Raw genomic sequence first — 11,890 nt, forward strand, 5'->3', positions numbered from 1 at the left:
GATTCGTTTTTCGCGACCTTTCTTTCACGCTACCGCATCGTGGCGCCAGTGACCGATACCGACACACGATGTGTCAGCAGCAGTAGTTTTAATTCGGTTCGATTCGATAGTGTAGTATGCTCAAAAGAGCGGCCAAGAAACGATTGTGGTTGCATCGGGGGAGGAAAACACTCTCATTCGACGGTTGTGAGGCCACCTTCAACGTCGAATCCGACTCTGATGCCCACTCCATCCTCCATTTCGCCCGTGAGGAGTCAGAAATCGTCACAGACCTACTCTCCAATCTCAGCCCCGACGACGTGTTTTGGGACGTGGGTGCGAACATGGGGATTTACTCATGTCTTGCCGCCGAGCGGGGTGCCGAGGTCCACGCCTTTGAACCGTTCCCACCGAACATCGGGCGGTTGGAGGCCAATATTCGGTTGAACAACGGAGGCGTGAACACCCATCAGACTGTGCTTTCGGATGGGGATGGAACCGTTGAGTTTGCTGCCTCGGAGGTTGACCCCACTGGGTCGGGGAGTGTCACCATCGGCGTCGGGTCCGACACCCCCACTACGGAAGTCGAGTCGGTGCGAGCTGATACACTCGTTCAGTCGGGGGATGTGCCTGCTCCTACAATCATGAAGATAGACGTTGAAGGGTCCGAACAGTTGGTGCTTGAAGGCGCTCAGGATATGCTACAATCCGTCCGTCTGCTCTACTGTGAAGTCCATCATGGAACTGCCGACCATCGTGAGTCTTTGGAGAGCTTTGGTGGTTCTGAGGATGCGCTTCGCAGTATCTTGACTGATGTTGGTTTCTCTATCGAGGAGATGGCCACATCGCCCAACGAGACGTTCCTGAAGTGCCAGAAATAGTCATGTAAACGTCGTGCCATCCACTTGACTAACCCACTGAGAGTTAGTATCATCCCATACGGCGAGTCCGAGGGGGGCTGTTCCACTCCCGTCGTGCATACGGAACTGCCCTCTCCCGCCAGTCACCCCCTGCAAATCCTTCGGGTTTTGGCGAAACGCTTCGGTTGTTTGAACAACTTGCCCATCACCGAACCGCACACGGTCATCGTACAACTCCCACGCAAAGGCATTGACGCCCGTGTAGAGGGTTGCGCGGGAGGGGTCACTATCGTTCTGTGTAAGCCCCATCGAATAGTTCCCTCCTAAATTCGTGGTCTGATTGGGGATTGAGTTAGATGTTGCGACCGAATAAACGGAAATGGGCCGTTGGCTCGTTACATCACAGTTACGAGTGTTTGATTCCAAATACACATCCCACTCACATTCTCCCGTTGTTCCTGCAATGCCGATGGCACAGTTAAAAACGTAGTTTTTCGTCCTAACGGCGTGTTGCCATGCTCCTTCAATGTCAGCGGCGATGATAGTGTGATTCTGAGTAGCGGCGTCGTTCGCACCACCTCCAATGAGCTCGATTCCAGCAGTCGCATCAGTATTAGCCACTGACCCGCTAATGACTTGCGGCCGAATCATCGTCACGAAGTTGTTGAAGGTAGAATCCGTCTGAGCTTCTAATTTGATAGGGGACATCGAACCATCGCAGGATGAATGGAGTTCAATCCATGTTCCGTTAGTTGGCTGGAATCCGCTTGTGGTGGTGTCAGTACCCGCTGATATGGCTGTCCCAATACTATGGATGAGCGCAGGACCGTTGTACTGGAGAACGTTATCGAGGCGGTCTATTTGACTGTTCCAGAATTTGAGAGCATAGTCCGTATTGCTGGATATGATAACGTCTTTGATGGATGCATTCGCCACCCCCAATTCCGTCGAACTGCCGAACTCGACGGCGTGAGTGCAATTGTGGACGGTTACACTCTCCATCTTGAAACCAGAGAAGTCAGATCCCGTGAGTAGTGTGCTGCCGCCAGCATCGATGACTGTCCCTCGTTGTGGCTTGTAAGCGTCGGGTGAGAAGTTAGGGCGTCCGGGATAGTAGCCATGTAGTTCAATTCCGCCAGCAGAAACGTCTACAGGGAGGGTAATGTGGTCGGCAGGAGTGTAGGTTTTATCTCCCAAATGGGCTTTGACGTACTCACCATTACTGGCGGCGGTGAGTGCGTCGGCCAAATCCTGCGAGTCGTGGCAAACGTGGGTGGCGATGTTAGATAGCTCTTGGCTCTGTACCACCCCGCCGTAGACATCCGCGCGCTCGGCGTCCGTCCCGACCTGCGCGGGCGTGATCGTCTGGCCGTCGAGACTGTCCGGCAGCGGCGCGACTGCCTCGCCGTCGTTCTCTACGTCCTCGCGGATGTAGATCGATACCGGCTCCTCGACCGGCAGCGTCGTCGGGTCGTCATCGCCGCCCGTGATGATCCACTCGGCGCGGTGGAGTCCGGCACGGCCAGTCTGGCCGCTGGAGAGCGTGAACGAGACGCTCCCGCTGGCCGCGTCGTCGATGGTCGCGCCCGCCGCGACGACCTTCGCGCCGCTCGCCACGTGGCGCATCACGAACTCGACGCTCCGGTTGGAGAGGTCCGGCGACGAACCGTCGGGGAACGCGAGCGTCTCGCTGATGGTCTGTTTGTCGCCCAGTACGAGCTGGTAGTCGTATTTGCTGTGGTAAAAGTTGCTCACGCTGAATCACTCCGAGGGTCGATGCTGGCGGGCGGGTCGCCCCACACGCCCGATTGAATCGATGCGCCGAAGCCGTCCGGCAGGCCGTACTCAAACGTGCAGTTGCGGTCCTCGGGGTTGCCCGTCGGTGGGGTGTCATGATAACACTCGTGCCAGCCGACGACGCCCCAGTCGGCATACGGCCGCGCGTAGCCGATGAGATTGCCCAGCAGCGTTGCCTTGCTATTGCTTCCCCACGCGAACCGCCAGTCGGCAGCCATGTACGGTACCCCGTCGTCGGTCTCGCGGTCGGTTGGTGGTTGGTTGTCCGCCTCGGCCCATGCCTGCATGTTCGTGAGCCACGTCGTGACCCACTGCCGGAGCGTGGGCGAGCGTGCGGTCGTCGCGCGAATCATGTGGATAGACATCAGTAGTAATTTTGGAGGATGGTGCCGATCTCCGCGTCCGAGAGCCACGAATCGGCGATGGTGATGTTCGGGTCGATCAATCCGGCAAACCATTTCTCTCCGGCCCCCGATCCGACATAGAAATCCCCGCCCGGGCTGCCGTAATCCGCGTTTTCACTATGTGTATCGCTTCCGATAAGAGCACCATTCTGGTCGTACACATCCAAGGCGAGTTGGTAATTCCCGCCGCTGGGATAGCGTTGCCGCCCGACTAACGTGCGCGCTGTCCCTTGTGCGTTTGGGTCATCGACCCGGCAGTTGATCGTCGTTAAACGCCACTCACTGCCGCCATTGCCAACGATGTACACAGCACCAGTTCCCAAAACATCACGAAACTCGGACGTGTTCGTCGTCTCACACCGAACGATCATCGTGATCGGGCCGGAGTGTGTCCATGATCCGGTGAGGTTGTCATCGGTGCCATCGAACGATAGGCCATACCCACCCCGAAAGCGGCCGTCTTGGACCCACGTCGCGCCGTTGACGGTCAAGTCGGCGCTCCCTGCGTTGTCGGCGACCGTCGTGCCCGACGCTTCGTTGCCGGGATAGTAGTGGGTCGCCCCTGTCGGGGGCGCGGATGTTCCGGTGATCCCCGCCGAGAGCAGCGTCACGCTGACCCTCCGAGCGTGCTCTCCATGAGCTGCCAGCCGACGGTGCCGGTTGTGACCGCAGTGGTATTCTGTTCGATGTGGATTTGGAAGGTTCCGGTCCCGCCCGTGTCCTTTTCGAGCGAGAGCACGATGTCCATGTTGTCCGGTAGCTCTCCCGGCACGGGCATGTAGTAGCCCGCATCCACCGCGACGCCCGTGTCCACGACGACCACTTCGCTGCCGTTGAGCGATGTCGTGCCCTCCGCGGCGAGCGCAAATGCTTGGGTGTTCGGCGTCGGCTCGTGGTGGGCGTCGGTATCGTTCGTGTGCGTGGTCTGTTCCTCGTCGGTTACGGGGTCGAAACTGAGGTTGTTCGGATCAACCGACCCGAATGTGTCGAGCAGGATGTCCGACGGCGCGTTGCCCCCGACGCTCGCCGCATCGCCATCGAGCGCCGTGCCGTCGGCCGAGAGGTTCTGCGTTCGGGTCGCCAGCAGTTCGAGCGAGTCGTTGACCTTGTTCTCGCCGAGTGCCCACCCCGTCTCGCCGTCGTCAGGGACGTACACCCCTGCGATTAGTGTACCCATCTTAGAGTCCTCCTGCGAACGCCGCAATGATGTCCGAGCGCACGTCGAAGTCCAACTCCGAATCGGCACTGCCCGCCGACTCGCTCAGACCGGACGTTTCGAGCGTGGCGTAGATCGCGGGCGACCCCCACGGCTGTTGCCCCCACGCGAAGTCGCCCCAGCCGACGACCTCCGTGTCCTCCCACGCCTCGATCCGATAGGGATAGCCCGGTGGGATAAGCGACGGGGTGATCGAGAGCTTGCCGCCGCGCTCGTCTTCATCCAGCCGACTCGCCAGCTCCGAGCGCGCGACGCTTCGGCAGTCGTTGACCGTCGTCAACTCGTCGTTTTCGAGGCGGAGTGGTTCGCGCCCGAACTGCTCTATTTCGAGACGATTCTCCTCGGTCCACGAGACGCGCTCGCCGTCGACTTCCGCGCCGACCACGGTCACGGCGTTTTTGTAGTCCTGTGCCGCCGCGCTCTCGCTCGCGTCGAGGACCACTGCATCGTCGGGGAGTGGCCGGCGCATCTCCGGGTCGCCGCGTTTGAAGACTGTGATGTCGATGCCGCCCGGCCGGCCGTGTTCGACTACCCAGTTGAAGCCGTAGTCGTTACACAACGTCTGCACGGCGTCGAACACGCTGGTCTCGTCGAACGAGCGGGATTCGATGATCGGCACGGCGTTGCCCGACACCGTGGTCTCGATGGATTCGAGCACCTGCGGCTGGTTGCCCTGCGTGGGCGTCTCGGTCCTGCCGTCGCTATACCGCGAGATGGCGACCGTCGGCCGCAGATTGGTGGTCGTGGCGTCCGTGCTGGCCGTGTGTGTCGCCTCGATGCCGGCGATGGCGCTGCTGGAGGACTCGTCGATGCTCGTGAACACGACGCCAGCGCGGTCGGCCTCGCCCGGCTGGTCCATCGTCACGGCAACGCTCGCCTCGTCGAGTGCGATGCCGGCCGGCGCGTCGGCAAACATCACTTCGGCAGCGTCGGGATGGAGTTCGGGGCCGGGAAGCGCACCATCGCTGTCCACACCGCCGCCGAAGGTGTACGAATACCGATTATCGTACACCGCGAGACAGTCGAGCGCCAGCTCGCGCTCGCCTGACTGTGCAACTTCGAGCCGGAGCGAGTGGCCGTCGGTGCCGGGCTGGAAGTCGGTCATGTGCTGTTGCCAGCCCATCGTGTCGCCGTGATCGCCCGCCTCGAAGCTGAAGAGTTCCGTCTCGCCCGCACTCACGCGAATCGTCGTCGTGCCCGTGGCGTTCGTGTCCGTGGCGACCGACTGCGCGCGAATCCCGATGGCGAACGACCCTTCGGGGATTTCGTAGTCGAAGCCGAAATCGTATTCGACGAACGTGGCGCTGCCGTGGATCGAGAGCACCGACCCGCCGGAGGCGGTCGCATTGGCTCCCACGTCGCTCGTGTCGGTGCTGCTGTCCGCGCGGTCGAACGCCTCGCCCTCCGAGGGCACGCATGACTGGAGCGTCGTGATCCCGCCGCTCTCGGTGAACGTCAGCGGGTCAGTCGGCAGCCAGTCCGGTGCCTCGCCCCCGCTCTCGCTCTGATACTGGCCGCTGGCCGACCGCGAGCGCCGTTCGAGGATGTCCGCAAAGGCGTTCCGCGAGTCGGCGAACTGCACGCGCTCGCTCTCGACACGCGAGTCCGGCGGTGGGCGAACTGCTATATTCGCGAGGCCGGCATTCCCGTGAGAGAGCAGGAGCGCCCGAATCGCTCGGTGAACGAACACATCGGCAAACTCGGTGTCGACGGGCGTATCCTTGAGCAACGATGCGGGGCCGAGCGCGGAGATCGTCACCGTGCCGTCGTCGGCCTGCTCGCGTTTCGTGATAGTCGGGCAGCGAAGCTGGAGCACCGCCCCGTAGCGCAACAGCAAGCGCCCGCCGCGGTAGTCATCGGGGTCGATAATTGGCGGACACTCGATAGTGCCGCCCCATGCTGCGGTGTGCTCGGTGCTGATGTCGACACTGAGGAGCTCGTCGGCGTCGAGGTGTGTTTCATCGCCATCGGCCGTTTCGAGCGTTGCGCGCCACCCGCCGCTGGCATCGTGCTCGCCCGTTGCGGTTGTCGGCCGGAGCGATGCAGCGACCGGCGCGGCGGCTTCCATCGCGGTCGCCGTCCCCGCCGCGGTCGTCGGTTCGAGCGTTGCCGCGACGGGTGACGCTTCGGTCGTCGTATAGCTGTATTCGAGCTGGAACTCCGCCTCGTTGCTCCCCTCGATGGAGTGAGTGAGCGTGTTCGAGCCGTTTGCCAGCCCCGAGAGCGGCACCCACGCCGTGACATCGCCGTCGTCGATGCTGGTCGGCCCGGTCGTGGCCTGTCCCGAGAGCGAGACAGAGGGGTCTTGCGTATCGACCGCTGGGACGCGCTCGCTGATGACCGTTCGGAGGTCGAGAGCGATGTATTTGTACGGCGGTGAATCGGAAAACGCCCCCTCCGCCCGACCGCGAAGATCGGTCGTGGTACTCTCTCGATAATATTCCGTCTCGCCTGCGGGGACGGTAAAACTCGTGGAGGTGCCCATCTGCTCGTAGACGGTCACGGGTTCGCCACCTGCTGTTGCGCTCAGGTCGTATACACAGCGAACGAACTCGCCGGAAACGTCCGGGAAGTTCGTCTGCACATCGACGTACCCCTCGCCGCTCTTGGCGGCCGAGTTCGAGTATGTCCGTTCGGTGTCGTGTGCAGGATCAGTGTCGCCACGCCAGCGCACGCGCCCGCCGGAGATGTCGCGTCCCTCGGGGATGTCAACGGTCGTGGTATCCCCATCGGTGATTTGCTGCCACTCGGAAGTAACGGTCTCGGTCGCCATAATTCAGCCATCACCGTCGAATAGCCCGGCGTTGTTGAGCGTGTAACTCTGGAGTACGCTGAGATCAATCGCCCCTTCGAGCGGCCCGGACAGCAGCAAGTGCAGCGTGGCCGAAGAGTCGCCGCTGGCCTGAAACTCGGCAGCGACGAAATACGACGCCGCCGAGACCGTGGCGTCGCCAGTCTGGAACGGGATGCCGTCGAGAACCATCTGAAAGCGTCCGTTGACGAATGCGACGGCCCACGACGTGGCGTCGGGGGTCTGGCGCTGATAGTCCGAGCCGTCGGGTTCGCTCTGAATGGCCGCGATGTCCGAGTCGTCGCCGATGTTATCGTCGCTGTCGCGGTGGAGTCCAACGACGAGCGTGGTCGGTTTCGTGATGGTTCCGGGGCCGGCGAGTTCCATGAAATACTCCCAGCCGTAATCTGTTACTGTTGGTGCCAAATTCTTAGTTTCTCCTTGGGTTATGGTGCGGGACCGTCGGCTTCGAGCGCCTGCCGGACGGCCTGTTTGTCAGCGTAGTCGCCAAGCGGTGCGAGGTGGAGGACGTCCACCGAGACGAAACACTTGCGCTGTGGGACTTCGGTCGAGTCATCGACGTTCTCGACGAGCCCCCACAGGCCGCGGCCGGTCGGGTCGTCGCTGGCTGGTTCGACCGCCACGAGCAGCGGCTCGCGCTCGTGCTGCTCGCGGAACATCGGTGGGCCTGAGATCGTGTCGTACATATCGAACTCGCCGGCGTGGACCTGCCAGTCCATGATCGCCTGATAACGAGCGACGTGATCGCCGCGACCGTCGGCGACGAGCCGGAGTTCATAGGTGCCGCTCTCGCCACGGACGGGCGCGGGCTGGTTGCCCTCGATCCACGAGACCGGCACGCCGCCGATGCGCCATGCGTCAGCGTGCACATTCATCAGCTACGCCCTCCCGAGTGCCGTGTCTGGCGTTCGTCAATCTCATCGAGCAGCGAGTCGGTCATCCGCGAGCGGTCGAGGAACAACTCAAGCGCGACCTCCGGCGCGAGGTCGATGTGCTCGGCAATCGCCTGCCCGAGCTTGCGCTCGTCGATGCTGTCGCCGGAGCCCATCGCGAGCATCCCTTCGAGGCGCGATAGTGGGAGGATCGCCTCGTCCTCGCGGCCCTCCCCGATCTGTGCGAGCGTCGGGCCGGTCGCGATCCCGCCGGCCGCCAGCTGTGGGATGTCGAAGGACTGGCCGCCGACGGTCGCGCTCGGAATCGAGAGCCGCCCGCCGCCGATGGTCTTGCCGGCGACCGTCACACTCGGGATATTGACGCCACCGCCGCCGATGGTGACCTGCGGCACGGAGATGCTATCGGGCATCGTGTCGTTGAACGCCGAGATCGCCCAGTCGGCAGCGTTGCCGAAGGCCGTCTCGATTCCACGACCGACCGCTTCGAAGGCCCCGACGAGGTCGGATTTGGCGTCGTTGCGGATGTAAGAGTCGATGTCGGAGATGAGTCCGTTGATGACGGCCCCACTGCCCCCGATGATGTCGCCGGCGAAGTTTCCGAACTCAGTCACGACCGAAGAGAGCACGTTCCACGCGACCTGAGCGAGCGACCAGGCGTTGAACTTCGAGTTGATGTCGGAGATCAGGCCGGTTGCCTCGGAGAGCGCATCACCCGCGAAGTTGACGAACTTCGTCACCGCCGACGAGAGCGTGCTCCAGACTGTGGATGCGATGCCCCACACGCTGAACTCCGTCGTGATGTCGCTGACCAGCGTCGTGACTTCTTTCAGCGAGTCAGTGGCGAAATTCGTGAACTCCTGCCATGCCGAATCGAGGATCCGCGTGATCGTGCCGACGATGTCCCAACTGGTGAACGCACTCGTGATGTCGGAGATCAGGTCAGGGATGAGACTGCCGCCAATAAGACCCTGGTAGAGTCCCTCGAAGGCGGCGAAGATCCCTTCGATGATGAGCTCCACTGCTCCGACGAGGTCGCCGAGAGCATCGTTTTTCAGGTACGACGCGATACCTGTCACGATGTCGATAAAGGAGTTCTTGAGCTTCGTCGCGCCGCCAGAGGAGAGCCAGTCGCCGATGCCGTTGATGGTTGAGACGACGGCTTGCCCGACGATCCCCGCGATGGCGAACATCCCGAGGATGAGTGAACGGATCCCACTGCCGATGGCCTTGAACCCTTTCTTGATGATCGAGACGCCGTTATTTGCGAGCCAGCGCCGGATGCGCGGGATGCCGTTCTTGACGAGATCGACAGCGGTGTCGATGATGAACGTCACTGCCGGACCGATGTTCCGGCCGATGGTTCTGAATCCGCCCTTGAACAGCGAGAGACCCTTGTTTTTGATCCAGCGAACGACCCCGTCGATGCCGGACGTGATCTTCGGAAGGATGTCCTGCTTGAATTGATTCAGCCCGTTCGCTGCCTGCGTAGCGAGGAACGAGAGTGCACCCTTCGCGAGCGAGACACCGCTGCTCCGGATCCACTTCCATGCACGGCCCAGTCCCTTCTTGACCGGCGGGACGATGTTCTGCCGCGTCCACTTCCACGCTGTGAGTGCGCCGTCGACAACCGCCCCGAACGCTCCTTTTGCCAGTGAGACACCGCTACCTTTGAGCCACGACCACGCCTTCGAGAGCGCGGTCTTGACTGGGGGAACGATCTGCTGGCGGGTGAACTTCCAGACGGTGAGCGCGCCGTCGACAACTGCACCGAGTGCCGTTTTGGCGAGCGAGACACCGTTGTTTTTGAGCCACGACCACGCCTTGCCGAGACCGCTCTTGATCGGCGGAACGACGTCTTGACGGACGAACTCCCACGCGGTCAGCGCCTGTGTGACCAAAAAGGAGAGGGCGCTCTTCGCGAGCGAGACGCCGTTACTCCGCAACCACGTCCATGCCATCCCCAGCCCGGTCTTGATCGGCGGGACGACGTCCTGACGGACGAACTCCCAGGCACCGAGCAGCTGCGTGACCAGGAACGAAAGCGCCGACGTCGCGAGATTGACGCCCGGCCCTCGGATCCACGTCCACGCCATTCCGAGGCCAGTCTTGATCTTCGGCACGATCTGCTCGCGGGTGAACTCGAGCGCCGCGAGTGCTTGTGTCGCCAGGAACTCGAGCGCCTGTTTCGCCAGCGAGACACCGGGACCACGCACCCAGTCCCAAGCCATCGACAGGCCGGTGCGGACTGCGGGGATGATCTGCTCGCGGCCAAATTCGAGCGCTGCGAGCGCCTGTGTCGCTAAGAAGCCGAACGCCTGCTTTGCGAGTGAGACGCCGGGGCCGCGGATCCACGACCATGCCATCGAGAGCCCGGTCCTGATTCGGGGCACGATCTGTTCGCGGGTGAACTGGAGCGCTGCGAGAGCGCCCGACGCGAGTGCCGAGATGGCGCTTTTCGCCATCGAGAGGCCCGGCCCTTTGACCCAGTTCCACGCTGCCGTGAGTCCAGCAACGGCGAGGCGTTTGACCTGCGGCCACAGCAACCGCCAGACGTTCAGGACAGCGGCCTTGAAATCATGAAATGCGGTTTTGGCCTGCAGGAGATCCCCCTGGACGGCCGAGGCAACCATTGCCATCGCCTGGATAAGTCCTTCCGACAGATTCCGCGAGACGAGCCGGATCATCGACAGGATCGACGAGCCGTGCGTGTTCCAGAATGCCGCAATCTTCGCGATCACGCCACCAGCGGTTCGGCCCAACTGGCTGAACGTTGGGAGCAGCCGCTCGCCGATAGCCCGGAACATGCCGATCGCGACCGAGAGGATGCGGCCGCCCTGACCCTGCCACGCCTTCGAGAGCGTCATGATTGCCGGCACGGCGACGGACATGATCGTCTGCCCCCAGCGCGTGAGCGTGCGAACGGCCGTCGCGATCCCTGAGAGGAGACCGGTCGTCAGCGACGCACCCGCCTTGACGAAGCCGGTGGCGAGATCATACGCCTGCAGCGCCACACGGCCGATCAGGCCGGCCACTGGCGCGAGCGACCCCAGCAGATCGAACAGCGCCATCCCGAGACGTGCGACCGGGCCGGCAGCGTTTCGCCCGGCCTGAAACAGCGCCGACAGCGCTGGCACGAGATTCGTCGCGATGAAATTCCCGAGTTTCGTCATCGCCGGCAGCGCTTTTCGAGCGACCGACATGAACAGCGAGACCACCTTCGGGATGATCGTGAATGCCGCACCGCCGAGCGCTCGCAGCGCGTTCGTGAACGGTGTTAAATTGCCGGTCGCGTCGAGCAGCGATTTGACGAACGGGACCACTGCGTTCAGCGCGTCACGTATCAGTGGGATGAATTGTGAACCGAACGAAACAATCAGCGGCTTCAGTTCGGACTGCAAATCGGCGAGTGTCTTTTTCAGACCCTTCGTGCGCTCGTTGAACGCGAGCAGGCCACTGCCGAGGATCGCCCCGAATGCCATCGCGAGACCCCCGACCGCCCCTGCCGCGAGCGAGAGCGCCGGTAGCAGAGGCGCGAGCGCGAGCGTCACGGCGCCGATGCTGAGGGCGACGCCCGACAGACTCGACGAGGCGAGTGCTCCAGCGGTGCCCATTCCGAGTAGCGCCGTCGAGAGTAGGCCGGCACCGCCGGATGCACCGGCGGCTTGCATCCCGGCCTCCTGAGCCTCGTCGCCCGTCTCGTCGATAGCCGACGCCGACAGCCGGGCCGGTGTGATCGTATCGGAGAGTCCGTCGGCAACGCGCGATAAGGCGGCCGAGAAGATACCAGCGCTGGCGGCGCTGCCTTCCATCTCGTCGCCGACGTCCTCGAATCCACGGGCGGCGCTCTCGTCACCGCTGAGGATGATGTTCGCGAGGACCTCGCCACCAGCCATTGTGTATTTAAATTCCGTTTAGTTTGGACTGTAGCT

9 protein-coding genes are annotated in these 11,890 nt (G+C 62.4%); 1 reads left to right on the top strand and 8 read right to left on the bottom strand.

Going from position 1 to position 11,890, the window contains the following annotated elements; genetic code table 11:
* The first annotated feature begins 116 nt into the window (after window positions 1–116).
* Window positions 117–860 carry an FkbM family methyltransferase gene (locus ACQUQO_RS00355; protein WP_435075947.1) on the top strand — a complete coding sequence of 248 codons (744 nt, stop codon included), beginning with the start codon at window positions 117–119 and terminating at the stop codon, window positions 858–860.
* On the opposite strand, the gene ACQUQO_RS00360 is transcribed toward ACQUQO_RS00355, so the two are convergent.
* Genes ACQUQO_RS00360 through ACQUQO_RS00395 form a run of 8 tightly spaced genes read right to left on the bottom strand, consistent with a single transcriptional unit; the run spans window position 861 to window position 11,854 of the window.
* Window positions 861–2,594 carry a hypothetical protein gene (locus ACQUQO_RS00360; RefSeq protein ID WP_435075948.1) on the bottom strand — a complete coding sequence of 578 codons (1,734 nt, stop codon included), beginning with the start codon at window positions 2,592–2,594 and terminating at the stop codon, window positions 861–863.
* Entirely contained in the window at window positions 2,591–3,001 is a 411-nt protein-coding gene (locus ACQUQO_RS00365; protein WP_435075949.1) for a hypothetical protein, read from the bottom strand. The genes ACQUQO_RS00360 and ACQUQO_RS00365 overlap by 4 nt, the downstream gene beginning before the upstream one ends.
* Window positions 3,001–3,651, bottom strand: coding sequence for a hypothetical protein (locus tag ACQUQO_RS00370; RefSeq protein WP_435075950.1), 651 nt, complete (start codon window positions 3,649–3,651; stop codon window positions 3,001–3,003). Before ACQUQO_RS00370 ends, ACQUQO_RS00365 begins: the two co-directional genes overlap by 1 nt.
* Window positions 3,648–4,217 carry a hypothetical protein gene (locus ACQUQO_RS00375; RefSeq protein WP_435075951.1) on the bottom strand — a complete coding sequence of 190 codons (570 nt, stop codon included), beginning with the start codon at window positions 4,215–4,217 and terminating at the stop codon, window positions 3,648–3,650. Before ACQUQO_RS00375 ends, ACQUQO_RS00370 begins: the two co-directional genes overlap by 4 nt.
* Before the next feature lies 1 nt (window position 4,218).
* A complete protein-coding gene (locus ACQUQO_RS00380) occupies window positions 4,219–7,029 on the bottom strand; it encodes a hypothetical protein (protein WP_435075952.1) in 2,811 nt (936 codons plus the stop codon).
* Between the two features lie 3 nt (window positions 7,030–7,032).
* On the bottom strand, window positions 7,033–7,473 hold the full coding sequence (locus ACQUQO_RS00385) for a hypothetical protein (protein WP_435075953.1): 441 nt from the start codon (window positions 7,471–7,473) through the stop codon (window positions 7,033–7,035).
* Window positions 7,474–7,493: 20 nt separating this feature from the next.
* The gene (locus tag ACQUQO_RS00390) at window positions 7,494–7,943 is read right to left on the bottom strand and encodes a hypothetical protein (RefSeq protein ID WP_435075954.1); all 450 of its coding nucleotides are present in this window, start codon (window positions 7,941–7,943) and stop codon (window positions 7,494–7,496) included.
* On the bottom strand, window positions 7,943–11,854 hold the full coding sequence (locus ACQUQO_RS00395) for a hypothetical protein (RefSeq protein ID WP_435075955.1): 3,912 nt from the start codon (window positions 11,852–11,854) through the stop codon (window positions 7,943–7,945). The genes ACQUQO_RS00390 and ACQUQO_RS00395 overlap by 1 nt, the downstream gene beginning before the upstream one ends.
* Window positions 11,855–11,890 lie beyond the last annotated feature (36 nt).

The sequence above is a fragment of the Halococcus sp. AFM35 genome (assembly GCF_051195015.1).
Taxonomy (GTDB): domain Archaea; phylum Halobacteriota; class Halobacteria; order Halobacteriales; family Halococcaceae; genus Halococcus.

What these genes read in the sequence shown, in the direction of transcription:
- ACQUQO_RS00355 (WP_435075947.1), top strand. Translation starts at nt 117, where the DNA reads ATGCTCAAAAGAGCGGCCAAGAAACGATTGTGGTTGCATCGGGGGAGG.
- ACQUQO_RS00365 (WP_435075949.1), bottom strand. Translation starts at nt 3,001, where the DNA reads ATGTCTATCCACATGATTCGCGCGACGACCGCACGCTCGCCCACGCTC.
- ACQUQO_RS00375 (WP_435075951.1), bottom strand. Translation starts at nt 4,217, where the DNA reads ATGGGTACACTAATCGCAGGGGTGTACGTCCCTGACGACGGCGAGACG.
- ACQUQO_RS00380 (WP_435075952.1), bottom strand. Translation starts at nt 7,029, where the DNA reads ATGGCGACCGAGACCGTTACTTCCGAGTGGCAGCAAATCACCGATGGG.
- ACQUQO_RS00390 (WP_435075954.1), bottom strand. Translation starts at nt 7,943, where the DNA reads ATGAATGTGCACGCTGACGCATGGCGCATCGGCGGCGTGCCGGTCTCG.
- ACQUQO_RS00395 (WP_435075955.1), bottom strand. Translation starts at nt 11,854, where the DNA reads ATGGCTGGTGGCGAGGTCCTCGCGAACATCATCCTCAGCGGTGACGAG.